At 71.0% G+C, this 21945-nt stretch carries 22 protein-coding genes; 18 read left to right on the top strand and 4 right to left on the bottom strand.

Translation table 11 applies throughout. From position 1 onward, the window contains the following. Positions 1-13 precede the first annotated feature (13 nt). Entirely contained in the window at positions 14-757 is a 744-nt protein-coding gene (locus tag ACLJQF_RS32910) for a cupin-like domain-containing protein (RefSeq protein WP_410614234.1), read from the bottom strand. A 39-nt stretch (positions 758-796) separates the two neighbouring features. Between ACLJQF_RS32910 and ACLJQF_RS32905 the strand changes: the two genes are divergently transcribed. The 17 genes from ACLJQF_RS32905 to ACLJQF_RS32825 all read left to right on the top strand — a co-directional run bounded on the left by ACLJQF_RS32905 (position 797) and on the right by ACLJQF_RS32825 (position 14754). After that, positions 797-976, top strand: coding sequence for a hypothetical protein (locus ACLJQF_RS32905; protein WP_410614233.1), 180 nt, complete (start codon positions 797-799; stop codon positions 974-976). 393 nt (positions 977-1369) lie between these two features. Then, positions 1370-1495, top strand: coding sequence for a hypothetical protein (locus ACLJQF_RS32900; RefSeq protein ID WP_360271263.1), 126 nt, complete (start codon positions 1370-1372; stop codon positions 1493-1495). A 91-nt stretch (positions 1496-1586) separates the two neighbouring features. Further along, the gene (locus ACLJQF_RS32895; RefSeq protein WP_410614232.1) at positions 1587-2834 is read left to right on the top strand and encodes a TfuA-like protein; all 1248 of its coding nucleotides are present in this window, start codon (positions 1587-1589) and stop codon (positions 2832-2834) included. Then, entirely contained in the window at positions 2827-3945 is a 1119-nt protein-coding gene (locus ACLJQF_RS32890) for a YcaO-like family protein (protein ID WP_410614231.1), read from the top strand. The genes ACLJQF_RS32895 and ACLJQF_RS32890 overlap by 8 nt, the downstream gene beginning before the upstream one ends. Before the next feature lie 12 nt (positions 3946-3957). Beyond that, the gene (locus ACLJQF_RS32885; RefSeq protein WP_410614230.1) at positions 3958-5283 is read left to right on the top strand and encodes a hypothetical protein; all 1326 of its coding nucleotides are present in this window, start codon (positions 3958-3960) and stop codon (positions 5281-5283) included. A gap of 13 nt (positions 5284-5296) precedes the next feature. Further along, positions 5297-6073 carry a hypothetical protein gene (locus tag ACLJQF_RS32880; RefSeq protein WP_410614229.1) on the top strand — a complete coding sequence of 259 codons (777 nt, stop codon included), beginning with the start codon at positions 5297-5299 and terminating at the stop codon, positions 6071-6073. After that, positions 6055-6333 (top strand): hypothetical protein, encoded by a 279-nt coding sequence (locus ACLJQF_RS32875; RefSeq protein WP_410614228.1) that lies wholly within the window; start codon positions 6055-6057, stop codon positions 6331-6333. The genes ACLJQF_RS32880 and ACLJQF_RS32875 overlap by 19 nt, the downstream gene beginning before the upstream one ends. Positions 6334-6343: 10 nt before the next feature. Further along, positions 6344-6760: a hypothetical protein gene (locus ACLJQF_RS32870; protein WP_410614227.1), complete on the top strand. Its 417-nt coding sequence runs from the start codon at positions 6344-6346 to the stop codon at positions 6758-6760. Beyond that, positions 6757-7869, top strand: coding sequence for an acyl-CoA dehydrogenase family protein (locus ACLJQF_RS32865; RefSeq protein WP_410614226.1), 1113 nt, complete (start codon positions 6757-6759; stop codon positions 7867-7869). The genes ACLJQF_RS32870 and ACLJQF_RS32865 overlap by 4 nt, the downstream gene beginning before the upstream one ends. 26 nt (positions 7870-7895) lie before the next feature. Then, the gene (locus ACLJQF_RS32860; RefSeq protein WP_410614225.1) at positions 7896-8111 is read left to right on the top strand and encodes an acyl carrier protein; all 216 of its coding nucleotides are present in this window, start codon (positions 7896-7898) and stop codon (positions 8109-8111) included. Continuing rightward, on the top strand, positions 8111-9643 hold the full coding sequence (locus ACLJQF_RS32855; protein ID WP_410614224.1) for an amino acid adenylation domain-containing protein: 1533 nt from the start codon (positions 8111-8113) through the stop codon (positions 9641-9643). The genes ACLJQF_RS32860 and ACLJQF_RS32855 overlap by 1 nt, the downstream gene beginning before the upstream one ends. A gap of 16 nt (positions 9644-9659) precedes the next feature. Next, positions 9660-10937, top strand: coding sequence for an MFS transporter (locus ACLJQF_RS32850; protein ID WP_410614223.1), 1278 nt, complete (start codon positions 9660-9662; stop codon positions 10935-10937). Then, positions 10934-11683, top strand: a complete 750-nt coding sequence (locus ACLJQF_RS32845; protein WP_410614222.1) for a class I SAM-dependent methyltransferase — start codon at positions 10934-10936, stop codon at positions 11681-11683. Before ACLJQF_RS32850 ends, ACLJQF_RS32845 begins: the two co-directional genes overlap by 4 nt. 44 nt (positions 11684-11727) lie before the next feature. Continuing rightward, entirely contained in the window at positions 11728-12636 is a 909-nt protein-coding gene (locus ACLJQF_RS32840; RefSeq protein ID WP_410614221.1) for a phytanoyl-CoA dioxygenase family protein, read from the top strand. Between the two features lie 47 nt (positions 12637-12683). Then, a complete protein-coding gene (locus ACLJQF_RS32835) occupies positions 12684-12845 on the top strand; it encodes a hypothetical protein (RefSeq protein WP_410614220.1) in 162 nt (53 codons plus the stop codon). An 86-nt stretch (positions 12846-12931) separates the two neighbouring features. Continuing rightward, positions 12932-14137 carry a YcaO-like family protein gene (locus ACLJQF_RS32830; RefSeq protein WP_410614219.1) on the top strand — a complete coding sequence of 402 codons (1206 nt, stop codon included), beginning with the start codon at positions 12932-12934 and terminating at the stop codon, positions 14135-14137. Next, positions 14137-14754, top strand: a complete 618-nt coding sequence (locus ACLJQF_RS32825) for a TfuA-like protein (RefSeq protein WP_410614218.1) — start codon at positions 14137-14139, stop codon at positions 14752-14754. Before ACLJQF_RS32830 ends, ACLJQF_RS32825 begins: the two co-directional genes overlap by 1 nt. Positions 14755-14757: 3 nt before the next feature. Here the strand turns inward: ACLJQF_RS32825 and ACLJQF_RS32820 are convergent, their stop codons facing one another. After that, entirely contained in the window at positions 14758-15663 is a 906-nt protein-coding gene (locus ACLJQF_RS32820; RefSeq protein WP_410614217.1) for a LysR family transcriptional regulator, read from the bottom strand. Between the two features lie 146 nt (positions 15664-15809). On the opposite strand from ACLJQF_RS32820, the gene ACLJQF_RS32815 reads away from it, so the two are divergent. Beyond that, positions 15810-16265, top strand: coding sequence for a VOC family protein (locus tag ACLJQF_RS32815; protein WP_410614361.1), 456 nt, complete (start codon positions 15810-15812; stop codon positions 16263-16265). Positions 16266-16587: 322 nt separating this feature from the next. Here the strand turns inward: ACLJQF_RS32815 and ACLJQF_RS32810 are convergent, their stop codons facing one another. Beyond that, positions 16588-17652 carry a TIGR01777 family oxidoreductase gene (locus tag ACLJQF_RS32810; RefSeq protein ID WP_410614216.1) on the bottom strand — a complete coding sequence of 355 codons (1065 nt, stop codon included), beginning with the start codon at positions 17650-17652 and terminating at the stop codon, positions 16588-16590. Between the two features lie 85 nt (positions 17653-17737). Then, a complete protein-coding gene (locus ACLJQF_RS32805) occupies positions 17738-21907 on the bottom strand; it encodes a hypothetical protein (protein WP_410614215.1) in 4170 nt (1389 codons plus the stop codon). Positions 21908-21945: the final 38 nt, after the last annotated feature.

Here is a 21945-nt window from a genome sequence, read left to right as displayed (position 1 = left end):
ACACCTGCAGAACTCAGCGGTCGGCGCGCTGGGCGGACTGCCGGGTGGAGCCGGTCGTCAGGGTCTCCGCGTCGAGCTCGGCCAGCAACCGTTCGGCCAGCGCCCGCGGATCTTCGCTCAGCAGGGTGCCGCGGAGGCCGGCGAGCAGCCCGGCGAACGTCTCGACCGCCTCTTCCCGCCGGGAGCCCTCTCCGGCGATCCCGTACGCGTAGCCGCGCCAGCCCGGATCCGCGAGCAGGTGGTTCTTGAGCGCGCTGCCCAGGACGTTCACCCAGTACGGCCCCTTGATCACGAGGTTGAGCTGGAGGCAGTCACCCGACGAGTACGTCTCGTGCCACCACCCCCGGGGAACGAAGACCAGACCACCCCCCTCGACGGTCACCTCGGTCGCGTCGGCGGGCATGGTCACCGGGAACGGGTGGTCGGCGTACCCGAGCTGCGCCGGATCCGGCTGGGTCCGGTCGCCCGCGAAGCACATGCTCGTCTGGTTGACGATGCTGGTGTTCTCCGCGAGCTTCCACCGCTTCCGCCCGGAAAGCAGGAACGCGAAGTTGACGTCGAAGTCGCTGTGCATGGCGACGCCGCTTTCGCCGCTCGAGCAGAAGATCTCCGCCGTCATCGAGCCGGGTGGCAGACCCAGCCACCGGCACGCGTCGCCGAGCAGGTCCGGCAGGGCCGGAAAGGCGCGCTCGACGCGGCGCAGATAGCAGGTGAAACCGGCGCGGAGTGCGGGCAGGGCGTCTCGGCCGGTGGGCACCGATGCGTGTGGCCCGTTCTTTCGTAGCAACGACACCGGATGCCCGAAAGCCTCCAGCGTCCGGGCCGCGTCGGCCAGCTCAGGGATTTCGGTCGTCAGATCGAAATCCGTTGGTCCGGCGGGTCGCACAAACGCGCGTCCAGGCCAGTGACCCTGCAGGAAATCAGCCACGTCCAGTGGCGCCAGAATATCCGCGAAACCGACCACATTTCCCCCTGAGCGAACGACTTCACCTTCGTCCCCGTGCCATCGAGCCTGGCACAGCAGGTGGATGATCGTCAAACACGCGCCGGTCACACCGACCGAAAGCCCATGATCACCCGGTTGGATCAACGCCCGGCCGAAACCAATACTCGGCGTAGCAAACACTTCGGAATGTCGGTTTTATGACCCGTCATATCGGACATTCGAACCGTTGTTGGGAACTTTCGGATCGTCCACCAATCTCGCTAGACGATCACCGAAGGCTGTGGTAGCTTCGTTTTTGATCAAGCCTCGAATGGGGTCATCGAGGCGGGTCTCTTCGGGGGTTGGTTGTTTCGAAAACCGGCTCTAATCGAAGGTTATTGCACCCATGACCCTTTTCCTTGTAAGTCATCGATGGGAGAAGCCATGCCTGCAGAAACCCGCGAGATGCACGAAGCACCGAGCGCGGTCGAGGAACTCACGAAGGACAACTTCGAGACGCTCTTCGGCGACACCCCGCTGACCATCACCGACAGCGAGGTCAAGGACTGACGTCCTGGCGTCAGCGCACGGTTTTCCGAACTCGTACCGCTGGGCCCGCGTGGCGGGTTCGGAGCGACTGAGCAGTAGTGGGGGGCGGGGCATGGGGGCTGTTCACGTGTTCGCCGGGCCGTCGTGCCCCGAACCTCTTCTGCTGCACCACCGGCCGGACGCCGTCCTGCACGGGCCGGTCGAGCACGGCGACCTGTTCTCGCCGGACATCGGCGCCGGAGACACCGTCGTCATCGTCGACGGCACTTACCACCATCGACTTGCGTTGCGGCACAAGGAAATTCTTGACGCCCTGGCCCGCGGCGTGCAGGTCCTGGGGGCCGCAAGCATCGGTGCGCTCCGCGCCGCCGAGCTGCCGGGTACCGGCATGACCGGTATCGGGCAGGTCTACCGGTGGTACCGGGACGGCGTGTTCGACGGAGACGACGCGGTGGCCGTCGCCCACGCCGAAGCCGGTTCGCGCGCCGGGGTGAACGTGCCCCTCGTCAATCTTTACGCCGCGGTCCTCGCCGCCGAAGACGAAGGCGTCATCGAGTCCTCGGTGGCCATGGGCCTGATGGCGGCCTGGGAGGACGTGTACTACCCGACGCGGACACCCGCACGAGTTCTCGCCGTCGCGGAGAGCGCCGGCGCGGAGCGGTTCGCCCGCTGGTGCCGCACCCGCTGGGACGACGATCCGGCGGCCTTCGACCAGAAACGCCGCGACACCCTCGAGGCGGTCCGGCTCGCGGGTACCCGGGATCTTCCGCACGCTGAGCCGGCCGGCGCGCGCACCCGGGACTGGCGCACCGAGTACCACCGTCGCTGGCGGTCCCGGTTCGCCACCGACGACCACCGGCCGGCGCCCCACCACCGGCTGGCGTACCAGCAGCTGTTCAACTCCGATTTTCCCGCGGTGTGGTGGGACTTCCTGCACCGCAGCCACGAGCCGGGGGACTTCACCGCACACGTGCGCGCGACGCTGGGGCCGCAGGCGCGGGACTGGCTCGCCGACGCGGCCTCGCACCACCGGGTCACCGCCGTCATCCGCCCGCTTCCGGACCTCGGCAACCGGCGGCAGCGGGAACTGCTCCTGGCCGGCGAAACCGCCGAAGACCGCTCGACCGCCGAGGCCTGGCTCACGGCGACCCGGCGGCACCTGGCCGAACACCCCGATCGCAGCTTGACGCAGATCCCGGAGGCGACGTGTGCCCGGCTGCTCGCCGAGATCTGGCCGGGACGGGAGCCCGCTGCCGAATGCGGCCGTCGCGGACTGCTGTCCCTGCGCCAAGCCGGAGCCGCTCTGCGTCCCTTCGTGATCGGGTACCTCACCGACGCAAAGGAGCCTGCCGGTGTCTGACACGCTGGTGCCGGGAACCCACCGGGCCGTGGCTCCCGAAACCACCTGGGCCCGCGTCGAGCCCTTGCTGACGGAGTTCGGCATCACCCGGGTCGCCGACGTGACCCGGCTCGACGACATCGGCATCCCGGTCTTCATCGCGATCCGGCCGGAGTCCGAGACGCTGGCGGTGTCCCAGGGCAAGGGCGCCACCCCGCTCCTGGCGAAGCTGTCCGCGGTCCTGGAGTCGATCGAGCTGTGGCACGCCGAACGGCCCGCGCCGCGGTCCTTCACCGAGCTTCCGGGCCGGCTGGACCTGCCCTACCGCCTCACCGACCTGAACGTCCGGGACACCGGCCTGGCCCTGGACGCTCTCCCCCTGCAGTGGCTCACCGCCCGGTCCCTGGCCGGCGGGGCCGAAGTGCCGGTACCGCTCGACGTCGTCCGGCTCTCCTACAGCGGCGAGCACTTCCGGCGGCCGCGGATCTTCCAGACGAGCAGCACCGGGCTCGCCTCGGGCAACACCTTCGCCGAAGCGTGCCTGCACGCGCTCTGCGAGGCCGTCGAACGAGACGTGCTGACGACCACAGCCGCGGGACAGCACCTGGACCCGGCGGCCATCGACGATCCGCACCTGACCGCACTGCTGGACCGGCTGCGCACCGCGGGCGCCGAGTTCGAGCTCGTCCACCTGCGCAACCGGTTCGGGCTGCCGACGTTCGCCGCCCGGGTCTGGTCCCCGCTGTTCCCGGTCGTCTGTTCGGGCTCCGGTACCCACCCGGACCCGAGCGTCGCGCTGTCGCGGGCGATCACCGAAGCGGTACAGAGCCGGCTGACCGAAATCACCTCGACGAGGGACGACATCCCGTCCGACTTCGCCATGGACGCCGCCGCGACCGCGGACCCGGGCTTCCGGCCCGGCACCACACCGCTCGCCGAAGTTCGGCACGAGTACCCGGAGGGGTTCGATGGCTGGGAGGAAGAGCTCGCGAAAGCCACGGCCCGGATCGAGTCGGCGACCGCCCGCACTCCGCTCGTGGTCGACCTGTCGACCAGGCCGGAGCTGTTCCACGTGGTCAAGGTGGTCTGCCCCGGGCTGGTGTACACCGACGGCCGGATGCTCGCTGCCTGATGGGGACGCCGGATGACCGCACTCGGACCACCTGCGCTGGTCGTCGCGGGCCTGCTGGCCCACCAGCTCGGCCGGCTGTGGGAACAGGGTTTCCAGGGGGCACACCTCAGCTACGCCCCGGTCTTCGCCGTCGGCGCGCCGGCCTGGCTGACCTGGACGGGCCAGGTCGTCGCGCTCCCGGCGGCGCTGGCGGCCGTCGTCGCGCTCCCGGGGTCCGCCGGACCGCTCGTGGCGCTGGCGTGCGTGTTGTGCTGGCTGGGCACGGTCCAGCGACGGCTGGCCAACCACTGCTGGCTCGGCGTGGTGACCCTCGTCGTGCTGGCGTTCGCGCCGCCGTCGGCGCACGCCGTGGTCGCGAGGGATCTGCTGGCCGGGCTCTACTTCTCGGCGGCGCTGTTCAAGCTCAACCCGGAATACCTGTGCACGGCACGCAGCGCCGGCCGCGTCGTCACCCGCTTCTACCTGGGCCTTCTCGGCCTGCGCGTGCCACCGGCGCTGCTGCGGCCGGTGCCCGTGCTGGTGATCCTCGCCGAGTTCGGCACCGGCCTGTGCCTGCTCGATCCCGGTCTCGCTCGGGTGGGCCTGGTGCTGGCCGTCGCGATGCACCTGGCCTTCGGCGTCTCCGGCAACTTCGGGTTTTCGACCGTGGCCATGGTGCTGTGGGCGATCGCTTTGGCCGCCGGGCCCGGTGGGGTGGCGGTGCCGCCGGTGAGCAGCGGCTGGTGGGCCGCGATCCCGGTGTCCGCGGCGTTCGCGGTGCTGCTCGGCCGCTCGGCGGCCGGCGGCCGGACGCCGGGCTTCCTCGCCAAGGACCTCTTCCAGGGTGCGACGTTCGGTGCCGTGTGCGCGATCGCGCTCGGGGCGCCCGCCGGCCGGGCGGACTGGACCGGCACGCTGGTGCACGTCCTCGTCGGCGCGCTGTTCGCCGTGAACTTCGCGCTGGTGCTGACCGGCGCGAAACTCGAGTGGAGCTTCGCGATGTTCTCCAGCCTGCGGCCGTTCGGCCGGTCGTGGCTGCAACGCCGCCTGCTCGCCGACTGGCCCCGGTACTACGTGCTCACGCTGCCGGACCGGATCCCGGCTCCGTTGCTGGACGCCGTCCGGCCCGAGTTCCTGTACCAGGCGACCAGGCCGGAGAACGCCGTGCACGAATCCGTCGTCCGCCGGCTCGAAGCCACGGCCAACCGGTACGGCGCCACGCTGGCGCCCAGAGTGGTCGAACCGGGCGACGGCGAGCTGGTGCCGAGCACCCGCGCGAGTCAGCCGCCACCGCGGCGAACCGTGCTGCTGTTCCCGGCGATCGTGCCCAGAAGTTTCACGAAGCACTACCTCGGCTGAGGGGGAGGTCGATGTGAGCACCCGGCGTGACCGGTTCATCCACCGGGCGGGCTACCGGCTCGAGTACCTGGTCAACGAGCCCGAGGAGCCGGCGGACCCGTACCTGCACGTCCTGTTCCACGGCTTCAGCGCGATCGAGCGGCACGTGCCCCCGGTGTTCGCGCGCAAGCAGTGGCGCGGCTGGCAGGACGCGGTGTGCCTGTTCCTGTCCGACCCGATCCACTTCGTCACCCCGGACTCGGGCTGTGGCTGGTTCCTGCTGGGCGAGGACGAGTTCCGGCCCCGGATCTTCGAGCTGCAGCAGGAGCTGCTGGCTCGGTTCGGGTTGCGCGGCACCGTGTGGCACGGGCTCTCCTCGGGCGGGTACGCCGCACTCCGGTACTGCGTGCGTTCCGAGGGCGAAGGGCTCGCGTTCGTCGTCTCGCCGCACAACGACCCGGTGATCCTGCCGCAGTGGCACCGCGAAGCCGTCCCCTACCTCGGGCTGCCCGGCTGGGGCTCGCCCGAGGTCACGACCAGCGTGCTCGAACACTGGTCCGGCGACAAGTACCTGCACGCGATGCTGTCGGAGAAGGACTCCTACTTCGGCCTGAAGCACCTGAAGCCGATCATGGCCGCCCTCGACGGGCAGCCGAACGTCCGGGCGCGAATCCTGCGTGACGGCCGCGGCCACGGGTTCATCTCCGACGCCGACTACGAAACCCAGCTGGCGGAAGCGAAACACGACTGGGAAGCCCACCGTGGAATCGCCGCGAGCGAAAGGAACAGCGCATGTCCGACGTCCAGGTAACCCTTTCGGCGCCGCTGGCGCGCTTCGCGGCGAACGAACGGAACTTCACCGTCCACAGTGGAACTCTGGACGAAGTGCTCGCCCAGATCCACACCCGCCACCCGCAGTTGCAGAAGCGGCTCGTCGACGGCGCCGGGAAGGTCCTGCCGTTCGTCAGCATCTACTTGGGCGAGGACAACGTCCGCGACCTGCCGGCCGACGGCCTGACGGTGCCGCCGCGCAGCAGCGTTCTGATCATGTCGGCGGTGGCCGGTGGTTAGCGGATCATGCGTGGTCCGCCCGGCCACGCCCGAGGACACCGGCGCGCTGCGGCTGTTCCACCCCCACGGCGAGACCACCGAACTCACGGCCCGGCTGGCGACCCCGGTATCGGGCACCACGCACTACGTCGCCGAACTGGCCGGCGAGCCGGTCGCGGCGTTCTCGCTGACCGAGCTCGGCCGGATCCGCCCGGGTGCCGCCCCACGGGTCCTCCTGCACGACATGAAGATCCGCGCGCGCTTCCGCGGGCACGGCGTCACGGAGGACATCTTCGGCTGGCTGTCGGAATCGCTGGGCGCGGGACGCCGGGTCGAGCTGATCGCCCTCACCCCACCCGAATACCGGCCCTCGGCGATGGCGCGGTTCGGGCTCGTCGAATCCCACCACGCGTTCAAGTGGGCCGTCTCCGAGGACGTACGCCGATGACCGTGCCCGAAGGCCGTGAGTACACCACTTGGCTCGCGGGGCTGCGCACCTGGGCCGCGCACGCCGCGGACCGCCCCGGCGCCTGGCGCAGCGCGGGCGCACAGGGCCTGTTTTCCCTGCCGGTGGGCACCGAGTTCGGCGGCGCCGGCGCCGGCTACGAGGCGACCTGCCGGGCGATGGAGGCGATCGCCGAGGAGACCGGGGAGTCCGGCCTGCCGTTCGCGATGTCCGCCCACCTGTGGGCCTGCCAGGATCCGCTGGCGGCGTTCGGGACGGCCGAGCAGCGCTCCGCGTACCTCGATGCCGCGATGTCCGGAGAACTGATCGGTGCCTTCGCGGCCACCGAGTACGACGCCGGATCGGACCTGCTGTCGTTGCGGACCACGGCGAAGCAGTCGGACTCCGGCTCGTGGTCTCTCGACGGCACCAAGATGTTCGTCACCAACGGCCCGATCGCCGACCTTTTCCTCGTGCTCGCACGAAGCGGCGAGGGAAACCCGCTGGGCGCGCTCAGCGCGTTCCTGGTCCCGAAGTCCGCGGCGGGCCTGACCGTCGGCCCGGACATCGAGAAGTCCGCCCTGCCCGGCGCCAAGCTGAGCACCCTGCACCTGGACGACGTCATCGTGCCCGCGGCAGCGTGCCTCGGCGGTGCCGGCGGCGGGTTCGCGGTGCTGATGCGCGCCATGCGTATCGAGCGGGCGTTCATCCTGGCTCCGGTGCTCGGCCTGATGGCCCGCGCGGTGCGCCGGGCCGTCGAGCACGTCAAGACCCGCGAGCAAGGCGGCGGACCGCTCTCCTCGTACGACACCATCCGCGCCCGGATCGTGCGCATGCACCTGAGCCTGACCACCGCGCGCGAGATCCTCCACGGCACGGCGCGGCAGGCGGACGCGGGCACGCTGGATCACGCCCGATCGTCGTTGACCAAACTCCTGGTGAGCAGCGAGTTCGGCAGCTTCTGCGCCGAACTGTCCGATGTGTACGGTGGCTACGCGCTGCTGCCCGAGACCGGCGTGGCACAGCTGACCGCCGACGCGGTCGCCAGCCGGTACTACTCGGGAACCTCCGACATGCAGATCAAGATCATCGCCGAAGGGCTGGGATTGTGACAACGCAAGACACCGTACTGACCACGGTGCGAAGCGCGGTGCAGGACGTCGCGCCGGGCATCGAGCTGACCGACGACCTGCCGCTGATCGCCGAGCGCATCATCGACTCGCTGTCGCTGCTGAAGGTCGTCTCTCGCCTGGAGCACGACCTCGGCGTCCGCATCCGCGACACCGAGGTGCTGCCCCGCAACTTCGAGACCATCACCGCGATCCGCGCTTTCCTGGCCGCCAAAGGGTACTGATGAACAGGCTGGATGACGACCTCCGGAGGACCGCGGACCGCCACGGCGACCGGCCCGCGGTGCTGGACGGCGCCACGACCCTGACGTACGCGGAGCTGGCCGCGGCCGCCGAAGCGATCGCCCAGGCGCTGACCGCCCGCGGGGTCGCCGAGGGCGACTGCGTGGTCTGGCACGGCGCGAAGAACGCCACCGCGGTGGCGGTGGTCCACGGCATCCTGCGGGCGAAGGCCGGGTACGTGCCGGTGGACCCGGACGGCCCGATCGCCCGGGCCCGGCTGATCGTCGAGGCTTGCCGGCCGCGAGCCCTGGTGGTCGACACGGCCGCCCGCGACCAGTGGGCCGAAGCGGGCGCGGACCTGGACTGGCAGCCGCTGACCGGCGCATTGTGGTTCGCCGTCCCGGGCACCGCGCCGCGGCCGGCGCTGCCGGATCTGGCCTACGTCCTGCACACCTCCGGCAGCACGGGACGCCCCAAGGGGGTCGTGCACACCCACCGCAGCGCGCAGGCGTTCGTCGACTGGTCCGTCGCCGAGCTGGAGCTGACCACCGGCGACGTCGTCGTCAACTCGGCTCCGCTGCATTTCGACCCGTCGACCCTGCACCTGTTCGGCGCCGCTCGGGTCGGCGCCGCCGTCGCGCTCGTCCCGGCGACCGCGGCCACCTTTCCCGCGACCTACCTGGAGTTCTGCCGCGAGGCCGGCGCCACGGTGCTCTACGCGGTGACCTCGACGATGGCGTGGCTGACCCGCCGCGGCCGCGAGCTGATGCCCGGGCTGACCGCGCTCCGGGCGGTCGTCTTCGGCGGCGAGGTGATGCAACCCGCCGACATGAACGCCCTGCTCGACGCCTGGCCCCGAGCCCGGTTCCTGAACGTCTACGGGCCGACCGAGAGCAACGTCGCGACGTTCCACGAGCTGCGAACGCGGAAGATACCGCCGGCGGGCGAGGTCCCGATCGGCCGGCCGCTGCCCGGGACCGACGTGCTCGTCGTCGATCCCGCCCGCACTCCCGTGGCACCGGGCGAGCCCGGGGAGCTGCTCGTCCGGGGGGCCACGATGATGGCCGGCTACCTCGACCCGGACGACACCGCACGGGCGTTCGTCAGTACGGCGGACGGCCGCCGGTGGTACGCCACCGGCGACCACGTCCGGGCGGACGAGACCGGCGAGCTGGCGTTCATCGGCCGGCGCGACGGGCAGATCAAGTCCCGGGGCTACCGCGTCGAGCTCGGCGAAATCGAGCGGCACCTGCGCGCCGTCGACGGTGTCCGCGAATGCGTCGTGGTGGCGACACCCCAGCCCGTGGTCAGCACCGTGATCACCGCGTTCGTCGACGCACCCGAGGAGGTCGCGCGTGCGTTGCCGCGATTGCTGGCCGACCGGGTCCCGCACTACATGATCCCCGAACGGATCGTCGCGGTCGCCGGGGAACTGCCCCGCAACGCCAACGGCAAGGCCGACCGGAACCGCCTGGCCGGCCTCGCCGCGCAGCCGTCGCTGGACGATGTCGCCGGGTTCGTCCCGGTCCGCTGAGAAAAGGACGGAAGAAGTGCGATCAGCCACCGAGGGCGTGACCCCGGAAGACGTGGAGGTCCTGCGGGTCCCGGCGTTCCGGTGGCTCTGGGCCGCGAACGGGTTCCGGTACTCGGCGGCCCAGGTCGCCGGGTTCGCCCTGCCGATCACGGCGGTCCTGCTGCTGGGCGCCGGGCCGCTGGCCATGAGCCTGGTGTTCGTCGCGGCCCGCTCGGGCTACCTGCTGCTCGGGCTGCCGGCCGGGGTGTGGGTGGACCGGTGGCCCAAGCGCCGGGTGCTGATCTCGGCCGACCTGGCCTACGTCGTGGCGTTCGGCAGTGTCCCGGCGGCCTACCTGCTGGGTGTGCTGTCGGTGGCACAGCTCGTCGTGGTCGCCTTCGTGGTGAGCGTCGCGAGCGTGTTCTTCGACGTCGCGCACACCAGCGTGCTGCCCTATCTGCTGCCGAAACGCGCCATCGCGGACGCGAACGCCCGGCTGCAGACGTCCGAGAACACGATCCAGGCGGTGTCGCCCGGCGTGGCGGGCGCACTGACCCAAGCCTTCGCGGCGCCGCTGCTCTACCTGTTCGCCGCGCTGGCCCACTTGTGCTCCGTGCTGCTGGTGAGCCGGCTCCATCCCCAGGACAAGAGCCCGGCACCGCCCGCACAGCGCAGCTTCCGCCGGGAGATCGTCGCCGGCGTCCGGATGTTGTTCGGCCACCCGCTGCTGCGGGTGTTCCTCACGCAGGCGGCGCTGATCAACCTCGGGGCCGGGATCATGCTGTCCCAGTTCCCGCTGTACCTCCTGCGCGACATCGCCATCCCGCCGTGGGGCTTCGGCCTGCTCTCGACGGCGGGCGCGATCGCCGGGGTGGTGGCCTCCCTGGTGGCACCGAAACTGCGCCGCAGGTTCGGCGAGGTCCGGATGACACTGGTGTTTTCGGCGTTGGCACCGGTCGCCGTGCTGGCTGCTCCCCTGGCCGGGATCCTGCGGCCCGCGGCGATCCCGCTGGCCGGGCTGGCGGAGGTCTTGATCGGGTTCGTCATCGTCGGCCGGTCCGTGGCCGCGGCCGGCATTCGCGCCCGGGTGACGCCGAACGAATTCCTGGGCCGCGTATCGGCGGCCAACAGCGTGGTCACCCAAGGGGCGACCCCCCTGGGTGCGCTGCTCGGCGGCCTCGTCGCGAGCGCGTGGACCCTGCCCGCCGCGCTGTGGCTCGGCGTGCTGGTGATGACCGGCCCGCTGGTCGTGCTGCTCACGTCGCCGCTGGCCGGGCACCGGACCCTGCCTGCGGAGTGGGAGGTCGAACGATGACGTCGATGCTGACCGAGCTGACGATCGGGGACGCTTTCGGCAACGCGGTCACCCGGGCGTGGCGGGACCGGCCGGTCGTGACCGGCCTGGGTCACGAAACCCTGGAGCGCGACGACGGACTGCTCATCGTGAACGACCTGTCGGTGTACTTCGCGCCGTTCGAACGGTGGGGTGTCCCGGACCGGGCCGCCGCCGAGCGCGCGACCGGGCGGGTACTCGACGTCGGGTGCGGCCCGGGCCGCCACGCACTGCACCTGCGGGACCGCGGGCTCGACGTGCTCGGCATCGAACCGTCCGCGGGTGCGGCGGCGGTGGCGCGCGAGCGCGGGGTGGACGTCCGCGAGCTGGCCGTCCAGGACGTCGACGCCACGCTGGGCCGCTTCGACACCATTCTGCTGGGCGGCCAGAACATCGGCCTGTTGGAGAGCCGGGAGAAGGCGCCGGACCTGCTCACCAGGCTGGCCGCGGTGACGGCGCCCGGCGGCAAGCTGCTCGGGGTCGCCAACGACCCGTACTCGCTGCGCAGCCCGTGGCACGTGGCCTATCTCGACCGGAACCGGGAACGCGGACGGCTGCCCGGCCAGCAACGCTTCCGCCTGCGCCACGGTGTCGTGGCGACCTCGTGGTTCGACTACCTGACGCTGTCGGTCCCCGAGCTGGCAGACCTCGCCGGACCGACCCCGTGGCGGCTGACCGACGTCGTCCGATCCGGACACCAGTACTTGGCGCATTTCATCCTCGAATGAGGCGCTGGGGAGGAAACACACGTCCGCAAGTCAAGGAGTCACCGTTGAACACTTTGGAGAAAGCAGCAGCGGAATACGAGGAGCAGGGTTTCAGCATCATCCGGAACGCAGTGCCGCCGGACCTGCTCGAAGAGACCAAAGCCCACGTCGCGTGGCTCACCGAGCGCTACCCGGACCTGCGTCCGGAGCACTTCCACCACCCGCTGATCCGCAACGACGCGTTCTGGGTACGGCTCGTCTCCGATCCCCGTCTGGTGGACATCGCCGAGTTCTTCCTCGGCCCGGACATCGCCTGCTTCACCGCCCACTACATCTGCAAGCCGCCGTTCGACGGGCAGCCGGTGCTGTGGCACCAGGACGGGGCCTACTGGAAGCTCGACCCGATGCACGCGCTGACGGTGTGGGTCGCCGTCGACGAGTGCACGAGGGAGAACGGCTGCCTGCGCGTGATCCCCGGCAGCCATCGCCTGCCCCTCTACCAGCCGACGCGGAAGACGGACTCGCCGAACATGCTGTTCTCCTCCTCCGAGGAGGACCTCGTCCGCGAATGGTCCGAGCGGGCGGGAATCGTCGACGTCGAGCTCAACCCGGGCGACGTCGAGATCCACCACCCGAACATCCTGCACTGCTCGGAGCCGAACACCTCACCGCGCCGCCGCTGCGGCCTGGACATCGGGTACATCCCGGCGAGCACGCGGATCCTCAGCGACGGCCTGTACCTCGACCCGATCCTCGTCCGCGGCAAGCCCGCCGACGGGACGAACACCTATCGCCAGTACCCGGCTTACGTCCCCGGCGAAACGATCCCCTTCGCCGGTCAGGCGGAGTGGAACGAGCAGATCGCGGTGCGCAACAACGCGATCACCCCGGCCGTGGGCGGCGAAACCGAGTCCCCGCTGGACGCCACGCGCCGGATGATCGACCGGCTGCGCGAAGGCACGGTCAAGCGGTAGCAGACGTTCGCCGTCCGAGTGCGAACGAACCGAAGGGAGGGAAATCCATGAACGACAAGAGTGCAGTGTCCGACGGCTTCGCCCTGGACTCCGGCGTGACCGAGCGCGTCACCCGTGTCCTGGCGGACGAACACGCGGCCAGGGCGGGCTTCTACGCCTTTCACGAGGCGGACTCCGTCGATCCGACCGAGTTCTTGATCAGGTGGTGACCCGGCGGTGAGCCACCTGTTTCCGGCGTTCCGGAACGCCGGAAACAGGTTCCCGGACAACATTTCCAGGGGGATCGATGTATCGCATGACGTCCAGTCTTCGGATCGCGCCGCTGGCGGAGACGCTGGCGAAGGCACAGGTGATGGCCGAGCGACTGGGCATCGTCCGGGTCACCGACACCACCTGGCTGGACTGCATCGGCGTGCCCGTCTTCGCCGCCATCCGCCCGGATTCCCGGACGCTGTGCGTCAACGCGGGCAAAGGGGTGCACCGGGAAGAAGCCCGCGTCGGCGCCTACATGGAGGCGATCGAGTTCGCCAGAGCCGAACCGCGCAACAACGACGTCGAAGTCGTGGTCTCGACCCCGCGTGCGATCCAGGCCCAGGCCACGGCCCGGTTCGAGTTCGTCCAGCTGTGTCCGGTGCTCGGGCGGCCCGTCGCCCCCGAGGAGCCGATCGCGTGCGTCCGTGCCCACGACATCGGCACCGGCGAACCGGTGCTTATCCCGGCGGAACTGGTGTTCAACCCGATGCCGCCGGACGACGGGCAAGCCGTCTTCGGGACCGGTTCGAACGGGCTCTGTTCGGGCAATTCGGTGGCCGAAGCGACCGTGCACGGGCTGTTCGAGCTGCTGGAACGCGACGTGCGGTCGTTCAACTACGTGCGAGACGACTCCCGGCTGGTCGACCTCGGCTCGTGCGGGCCCGACCTGCGGCAGCTGGCGGACCGCTTCGCCGCGTCGGGCTTGGAGGCGGTCCTGCGGTACACGCCCGGCGAATTCGGTTTCCCCTACTTCGACGGTTTCGTGCTGGAGCCCTCCGACGACGCGCCGATCACGATCGCGCACGGCGCCGGGCTGCACCTGATCACCGAAATCGCCGCCGTCCGGGCGCTGGCCGAGGCGGCGCAGTCCCGGCTGTCGTTCATCCACGGCGGCCGCGACGACCTGGTCAACCGGCACGAGTACTTCGCACAGCAGGAACCCGGCGTCGAGCGCGAAACGGTCGCCGGGGCCCGCACCCGGGTGCTCGACCCCACCGGAACGGTCCGGTACTCCGACATCGTGTGCCCACCGATCGCCACGGCCGGCCCGGCGGAGGTGATCGACGAGATCACCGCTGCTTTGCGGCGCCGAGGGTTGTCCCAGGCGCTGCGGGTGGTGCTGAGCCTGCCGGACGACCCCCTGGCCGTCGTCCGCGTGATCGTGCCCGGCCTGGAGGTGTTCCGGCCGGTCCTGCGCCGGGTCGGCCCACGGCTCGCCCGGTTCGCCGAATCCCGGGGAGACCGGTGATGCTGACGCTCTACGTGGGGCCCACCGCCCACGGACTGCAGTTGCCGGGCGGCATCGACGTCCGGCCCCCGGTCCGGCGGGGCGACCTGCGCGACCTGGTCCGCGCGACCGGACCCGGCACGGTCGCCATCGCCGACGGCACCTTCCACGCCTATCCGTCGGTCGGGCACGCGGAGATCCGCGAGGCACTGGATGCGGGCTGGACGGTCTGGGGGTTGTGTTCGATGGGAGCCATTCGCGCGGCGGAGATGCACCACCTGGGCATGCGTGGCTTCGGAGCCGTCTACGAACGCTACGCGGGCTGCGCCGACTTCGACGACGACGAAGTCGCACTGGTCCACGAGGAAGAAGCACCGTACCGTCCGTTGTCCGAACCGCTGATCCACATCCGGGAGTTCCTGCTGTCCCTGGAACTGCCGGAACACGACCGGATCCTCGAGAGCCTGAAGCAGCGGTGGTACGCCGAGCGGACGCTGGAAGCGCTGCGCGAACTGCTCCGCGAAGCCGGGCAGCCCGACCGGTCGTTGGCCGGGTTCGACGCGTTCCGCCTGAAGAGACTGGACCTCGTGCGGTTCCTCGCGGAACGGCCCTGGGAGCGCGCCGCCCCGGTACGGTGACCGTCAATCCACTGGGGACGGATCCGGTACGGGTGGTTCGCCGGGGTGGGTTTGCCGGACGGCTTGGCGCAGTGCGCGCACGAAGGCCGCCGTCGCGGGTGGGTCCGGTGGGTCGCCGTAGGTGGCCAGGTAGACGTGGCGGCGGAAATCGGGGAGCTCGGTGGCCGCGATCCCGGGGGCGTGGTGGGTGCGCAGGGCCAGGCCCGGCATGGTTGTCACGCCCATGCCCGCCGCGACCAGGGCCTGCTGGACGATGATGTCGTCGCTGGTGTACGCGATGGGTGGGGTGAAACCCGCCTTGCCGCAGGCCTCGAGGAACTCGCGGCGGCAGTTCTCGCAGCCCGCTATCCAAGCCGCGTCGCGGTTGGCTTCCAGGGTTTGGCCGGGCTGCAGGCTGAGCAGGTACATCGGATCGTCGAACAGGTGCGTGGCGCGGATGTCGCCGGGGGCGGGCTCGTCGTAGCGGAAGACGAGCGCGACGTCGATCCGGCCGGCTCGCAGCAGGTCCAGTGCCACCCGCGGGTGGGCCTCGGTCAGCTGCAGTTCGATGCCGGGATGGTCGCGGCGCAGGGTGCCCGCGGCGTGCGGCACCAGCGCGGCCAGCGCCGACTGGAAGCCGGCGAGCCGGACGCGGCCGGTGCGCAGGCCCACCAGCGCGGACAGTTCCGCGGCGGCCGCGTCGACCCGGCCGACGATCTCGGTGGCACGGCGGGCCAGGTGCTCCCCCTCCGGGGTGAGGCGGATGCCCCGGCCGACCCGCTGGACCAGCCGGGCCCCGGTCTCGGCCTCCAGCTTCGCCAGGTGGTGGCTGACGGCGGGCTGCGAGTAGTTCAGGTGTTTGGCCGCCTTGGTGACCGAGCCGTGCGCGGCGATCGCCGCGAGCACCCGTAACCGCAGGACATCCAGCATTCATCAAGGGTACCTATGAGTGAGCTCAAACATCATCATTGGACGAATGAGTCGGCCTGCGGAACGCTGGCCGGGACACCCCGATCAGGGTGCGACATCTGCCGCGTCGGGTCGGGCCCCATCGCTGCTACGACTGAACGGAGATCATCGTGACCGGCACCCGCGGGACGATCCAGCGGCTGGACAACATCGCCATCGTCGTCGACGACCTCGAGGCCGCCAAGGCGTTCTTCGCCGAACTCGGCCTGGAGCTGGAAGGCGAGGCGACCGTCGAGGGCCGCGAGGTCGATCGCCTCGTCGGGCTGGAGGGCGTCCGGTCGGACATCGCGATGATGCGCACCCCGGACGGCCACGGACGGCTCGAGCTGACCAAGTACCACTCGCCGTCGATCCGGGCCGGAGAACCGAAAGCTCCGGCGAACACCCTGGGCGCGCATCGGATCATGTTCGCCGTCGAAGACATCGAGGACGTCGTCGAGCGCCTGCGGCCGCACGGCGCCGAGCTCCTCGGCGAGCTGGTGCAGTACGAAAACAGCTACCGGCTCTGCTACCTGCGTGGCCCGGCGGGCATCCTGGTCGCGCTGGCCGAGGCGGCCGGGTGACCGATGCTTCGACCTGGCCGCATCCGGTCACGGATCGTCCCCCGACTGGTCGCGTCCGCGTGCTCCCACTCCGGATTCGTTCACGAAGCGCAGCGGCAAAAGCCGCTCGCCTGGGCCGGTCGCGTTCGGCGGGCGGGCCCGTCAGGATGAGGGTGGCGTTGGGTGCGTCCAACGCACCGAACGCCACTGTGAGGATGTGGGGGCGCAGCAACCCGAACCAAACGTCTTGAATGAGTCATTCAGGTCTTCGGAGGTCCTGAATGACTCATTCAAGACCTTTGCACTCGTCGCCGCGCTGTCAAAGAATCTCGGACGCGCGACGCTAGCCGACCGGTTCGGTCGCCGTGCCGAACAGGTGGCCCAGCGCGTCGGCCAGGCGGGGGTGGCGGAACTCGTGGCCGGCCTCGGCCAGCCTTCGCGGCTCCACGCGCTGGGCGGCGAGCGCGAGCTCGCGGGCGCCGTCCTCGCCGAGGAGCAGGCGTGGGCCGCTCGACGGCAGCTCGGGCAGCGTCGGCCGCTTCAGCACGCTGCCCAGCGTGCGCGCGTACTCGGCGTTGCGCACCGGTTCCGGGCTCACCGCGTTGACCGGTCCACTGAGGACGGAGCCGGTCAGGGCCCGCAGGTAGACGTCGGCCAGGTCGTCGATGCCGATCCACGGCATCCACTGCCGTCCCGTGCCGAGGGGGCCGCCCAGCCCGGCGGCGAACAACGGGTAGTGCAGCCGCAGCAGGCCGCCGCGGGGGCTCAGCACCAGGCCGGTGCGTACCCGGACCACGCGGAGACCCGCCGTCGACGCCGGTTCGGTGGCCGCCTCCCAGCCGGCGACGACGTCGGCGAGAAACCCCGGCCCGCGTTCGCTTTCCTCCGTGACCACCTCGTCGGCGCGGCCGGGTCCGTAGTAGCCGACCGCGGACGCCGAGACGAACACCTTCGGCCCGCCGGGCGTGCGTGCGGCCAGGTCCGCGAGCGCCCGCGTCGGCTCGATCCGGCTGTCGCGCACGGCCCGCCGGTGCCCGTCGTCGAACCGGCCGGCGAGCGGGGCGCCGGCCAGGTGCACGACCGCGTCGACGCCGGCGAGCAGGTCCGCGGCAGGTTCCTCCGGCTGCCACGTCCGCTCGCCGGGCGTCTCGGCGGCCCGCCGCACCAGCCGGACGACCTGGTGGCCCCCGGTGGTCAGCAGCGCCGTCAGTGCCGTCCCGACGAGACCGCTCGCCCCGGTCACGGCGACCGTCAGCGGCTCGTGCCGATAGCGCCGGTGCGCGGCCAGGTCGTCGGCCAGCCGGCGGTCGCGGTCGGCGGACATCGAGCGCAGGAACGCTTCGGGCGCCGGGGTGTCGGCGTGGCCGGTCGCCGCCGACCGGCCGACCGAGCGAAAGACCCTGGCCACGATCACCTCTCGATGCGCAGACGATGCACTGTGCGGCGAAGCGTACGAGGGTGATCGCCGTCGCGCTCGCCGAAAACCGCCAGGGCTAAAGCGGGTCGGCGGTGTATTCGATGCCGACGACGAAATCCTGCAGGCCGGTCAGGTCGGCGCCGGGATCGGCGGACAGGGTGAAGCGCCACGGCTGCTCGACCGGCTCCCCGATGGCGACGTTGAGCGGCTGGTCGGGCGACGGGCTGCCGGGCAGGCGGAGGGGTTCGCCGTTGGAGAGCGCGATCCCGGCCTCGCACGTGAACGCGGCCGCCGCGCCCGTCAGGTCGAGGGTGGCCGAGACCGTCGGGCCCGTGCTGCCCGGCAGGGCGACGAACACGTTGGCGACGCGGCGGTTCTGCTCCGCCGCGGGGTAGGGCACCTTGGCGAAATCGAGTTCCACCGGACCCCCGCCGGCCGCCCGGATCGCCGCCAGTGCGTCCGGGGCGAACCGGGCCGCGGAGACCAGTAGGAGCCGGCCGGCGGCGGGCGTGGCCGGGGTCTGGCGGAGGGTGTCCGAGAAACGGGCGAGCCCGTCGATCCGGATGACGATGTCGGTGATCGTGTCCCACGCACCCGCGTCGCGGTCGAGGTGGAGGGTCCAGCCCGTGTCGAGGCCGATGCCTTCGAACGGGCCGAGGACGTCGTGGCCTTCGGCGGCCGGCGTGCCGCTTTCCGAGACGGCGATGGCGTCGGCGAACCGGAGCAACGGGCGGGTCGTGAGGGTTTCGTCCGTGCTGGCCTGCGATACGCCGTGGTTGACCAGCGTGCCGCGGACGCGCCGGCCCGCGGTGAGCATCCGGACTTCGACGGCGAGGCTCCGGACGCGGTGGCCGAACGTGCCGGGGAAGAACGCGCGTGCGGCACTTTCCGACGTGGCGAACGAACACCGTCCGCGGGCTTTCAGTGCCCCGAACGCGAGCGGGAACTCCTCGGCCAGCGACAGCACGCAGCGGTACGGGACCAGCGCGCGTTCGCCGGCGATCCGGGCGGCCTCGAGTTCGGCGAGGTCGCCTTGGAGCTGGTCGGCGCCGGTCACCCCGGAGAGGTCGCGGGCCAGGTAGTCCATCCGGACGATGCGCAGGCGCCGGTCCTGTTCGAAGGCGAGGGCGCGTTCGGCGAGCCAGCCGGCCCAGGCGCCGAGGTCGAGGTAGCGGCGCAGGACGCGGCGCAGCACCTGGGTGACGGCCGTCCAGAACTCGGCGTTGAGCAGGCGCAGGGTGGTGAAGGCGAGCAGGTCGTTCGCGAGGCGGATGTCGGCGTCGGCGATGGTGGCCTGCAGCTTGGCGATGGTCACCTCCCGCTGCTTGGCGTCGACGTTGCCCTTGGCCAGCGGCAGGGCGACGTCTTGGAGGCGCTTCAGTTCGCCGGCGCGGCCGCTGTAGGCGGCGGCCATGCCGGACATGCTGGTGTAGCCGGCGTAGTAGAACGCGCCGAAGCCGGCGAGCACGGACGCGCCCGCGCCGAGCCCGAGCAGGCCGGACGCCGACGCGTCGCCCAGCCCGAGTTCGGCGGCGAAGCCTTCGCCGACGCCTTTGGTGGCGAAACCCGGCAGCCCGGTGAACGTCTTGGTCAGGCCGGACGCGAAGTCCGACAGCTGCCCGAAGAAGCTGTCGTGGTCGGCGATCTCGGCTTTCTTCGCCGTGATCTGCGCTTCGACGTCGGCGACCTGCTGCTGGGCGAGCAGGACCTGGTAGCCGGCGATCTGCGCCTGCTCGCCGGCGATCGCTTTCTGCGCGGTGGCCTTGGCGAGCAGGTTGGAGGTGCGCAGCCGTTCGATGGCGAGGTCTTCGAGGTGCCCGGTGGCGGCGAGGAAGTCGCGTTCGGCGGCCTTCGCCAGCGCGGCGAACCGGTCGGCGGCGTCCTTGAGGGTGCGGTAGCGCTGCACCGGGACGGTCGATTCGGTGCCGCCGAAGTAGTTCAGCCCAGCCTCGATCCGGGTGAAGCCCAGCCGGGCGCGGGCGACCTGCGCGACGACGGCCGGGTTCGCCGACGCGGCAACGTAACCGCCGGGGACGCCGCCCTGCCAGGACGGTCCCACCCGCGGGTCGTCGCCGTGCAGCCACAACACGGCCTTGTAGAGCTCCCGCGCTCGCGCCGTGCTCGCCGGATCGTCGGCGCGGAACAGGGCGTCCGCCCATTCGAGGAGCACCATGCCCAGGCGCAGCAGCAGGAACCGGCGGTCGACGCGGTGCAGGTTCGCGGCGATCTTCGGCGGCCGGAACTGGCTGTAGTCGTCGAACGTGCTGCCGTACGGGACCGAATCCGGTTCGGCGATATCGGGTTGCACCACCTGGGCTTTCCCGGAACGGTCCAGTGTGGACGGCAGCGGCCCGTCGGTGTACAGCTCGGGCACGCCGGCGTTCTGGAACGTCAGGTACCCGGCCGGATCGTCCTGCGCCGCGGCGCCGATGGCGACACCGCTCAAGCCTTCGAGGCACTTCGCGGCCTCGGTGAAGCGGCCGACGGCGAGCAGCACGTCCGAGCGCCACACCCAGGCGAAGTACATCGCGTACAGCACCAGGGCGGCGGTCAGGCGCTTGCTGGTCAGGTCGCCCGGGAACGGGAAGCCGTAGGACGTCCCGAGGAAGCGTTCGAACGCCGTCAGCTGTGCTTTGGTGGTGACCGGCAGCCGCTTGCGGGCCAGCATGGGCGGGTCCAGCGGGTAGCCGGCCTGCTGTTGTTCCTTGATCAGCACGAGGGCCGCGGACGTCGTCGAGTCGAGCAGGGCCAGTGCCTGCGGGTACTCGCCCTGCAGCAGCAGCTTGTCGATCTTCGCGATGTCGGCGAACACCGCGACCGCCTTCACCTGCCAGGTCTGCCCGCCGGCGGGCTTGATGGCGGCGAGGGCACCGGCGCGCAGGGAGCGGGCGATGGACAGGACGTTTTCGGGGTGGAACGGAGCGGTCGCGGCCAGCCATTCTTCGTACTCCAGGAAGAACGGCGCCCGGCCGCGCTGGACGTCCGGGATGATCGTGCGGTTCCGCACGTCCGGCGGGGTGTGGAAGGGATCCGGCGCCGACTGGAAACTGTCGCGGAAGAAGCCCAGCAGCGTCGCGGTGTTCTCGGCGACCGGCGTGCTCGTCGCCTGGACGGGCCGGGTCAGGTCGATCCGGAACCGCAGGCCGAGTTCGCGCGCCGGCACTCCGGAAAGGACGATCAGGCTGTCCAAATAGGACCGCGCATCGGCCTCGCCGCGCTCGGGGAGGGAGGCGGCGGGCAGGCCGTAGCCGGTCGGGGCCGGCTCGGTGAGGATGCGGACGACGACGCCGATCGCGAGTTCGCCGGCCGGTTTCTCCATCGTGTCGCGGGTGGTGAAGTCCTGGTGGAAGCGGGCGGTGAGCTGGGCACGCGCCTGGGCGCCGGTGAGGGGCTTTTCGCCGCCTTGCTGGAGCCAGTAGTCGTCGTAGGCGCACAGCTTCGCCCACACGCCGAGGAGGTAGTCGCGGTAGCCGATGGCCGAGGTGAGCGCGCCGATCAGCGGGCCGTCGAGGAGGCGGTCGGTGGTGAAGCGGTCGGCGTACTTGTTGAGGACGTCGGAAATGCCGGTCTGCCCCAAGGCGCCGAAGTCGATCGGCCAGTCCACTTGGGACAGATCGGCGAAGCTGTCCAGCCGGGTGTGCAGCTCCCGCAGCGCCTGCTGGACCGGTTCGGCGCCCGCGTGGTCACCGAGGCTCGTTTCGTAGGCGGCCAGGTCGTGGGTGAGAACCGGCCACGGCGGGAGCGGGCCCAACTGGCTCAGGGTGCCGGAGGGGTCGAGGAAAGCCGCCTCGAGTTCGGCGACGGCACGGACGCGGACGGCTTGGTCGGGCACGACGGCGGGGTCGCGGACCTGGGCGAGGAGTTCGTCGATGCGGCCTTCGCCGGGGCGGTTGAGGGCGGCCCAGTCGACTTGGGCCGCCGGGACGTCGAGGGTCAGCTGCAGGAATTCACCCAGCCGGGTGGTGGCCAGCTCCTCGGGCGGCCGGTCGCCGAGCGTGCCGATGATCGTCACCGGTTCGCCTTCGCCGCAGGTGACGACCCGGACGAGCCAGCCGGCGACGCCGTCGTCGAGGGTCAGGGCGAACTTGCCGTCGGCGTCGGTGATTCCGGCGGCGACGTCGTGTGCGCAGCCGTCCCCGAGCCGCACCTGGACGCCGAGCCGCACACCGGCGACGGGCTCACCCCGATCGCGGTCGACGAGGGCGCCGTCCGCCAGAACGGGTCGGGACTCGGTTTGCTCCGGCATGGCGCCCTCCGTCGATCTCCGGCATCCGGCCAGAACTC

This window comes from Amycolatopsis sp. lyj-109 (assembly GCF_046548995.1).
Lineage (GTDB): Bacteria > Actinomycetota > Actinomycetes > Mycobacteriales > Pseudonocardiaceae > Amycolatopsis.
Note: the sequence above shows the minus strand (reverse complement) of the source record. Positions and strands in the feature narration are given on the sequence as shown.

Bases quoted from the DNA above. Each gene is read 5' to 3' on its own strand.
- ACLJQF_RS32905 (WP_410614233.1), top strand. From the start codon at position 797: ATGCCCGAAAGCCTCCAGCGTCCGGGCCGCGTCGGCCAGCTCAGGGAT.
- ACLJQF_RS32900 (WP_360271263.1), top strand. From the start codon at position 1,370: ATGCCTGCAGAAACCCGCGAGATGCACGAAGCACCGAGCGCGGTCGAG.
- ACLJQF_RS32895 (WP_410614232.1), top strand. From the start codon at position 1,587: ATGGGGGCTGTTCACGTGTTCGCCGGGCCGTCGTGCCCCGAACCTCTT.
- ACLJQF_RS32885 (WP_410614230.1), top strand. From the start codon at position 3,958: ATGACCGCACTCGGACCACCTGCGCTGGTCGTCGCGGGCCTGCTGGCC.
- ACLJQF_RS32875 (WP_410614228.1), top strand. From the start codon at position 6,055: ATGTCCGACGTCCAGGTAACCCTTTCGGCGCCGCTGGCGCGCTTCGCG.
- ACLJQF_RS32865 (WP_410614226.1), top strand. From the start codon at position 6,757: ATGACCGTGCCCGAAGGCCGTGAGTACACCACTTGGCTCGCGGGGCTG.
- ACLJQF_RS32855 (WP_410614224.1), top strand. From the start codon at position 8,111: ATGAACAGGCTGGATGACGACCTCCGGAGGACCGCGGACCGCCACGGC.
- ACLJQF_RS32845 (WP_410614222.1), top strand. From the start codon at position 10,934: ATGACGTCGATGCTGACCGAGCTGACGATCGGGGACGCTTTCGGCAAC.
- ACLJQF_RS32835 (WP_410614220.1), top strand. From the start codon at position 12,684: ATGAACGACAAGAGTGCAGTGTCCGACGGCTTCGCCCTGGACTCCGGC.
- ACLJQF_RS32830 (WP_410614219.1), top strand. From the start codon at position 12,932: ATGACGTCCAGTCTTCGGATCGCGCCGCTGGCGGAGACGCTGGCGAAG.
- ACLJQF_RS32825 (WP_410614218.1), top strand. From the start codon at position 14,137: ATGCTGACGCTCTACGTGGGGCCCACCGCCCACGGACTGCAGTTGCCG.
- ACLJQF_RS32820 (WP_410614217.1), bottom strand. From the start codon at position 15,663: ATGCTGGATGTCCTGCGGTTACGGGTGCTCGCGGCGATCGCCGCGCAC.
- ACLJQF_RS32805 (WP_410614215.1), bottom strand. From the start codon at position 21,907: ATGCCGGAGCAAACCGAGTCCCGACCCGTTCTGGCGGACGGCGCCCTC.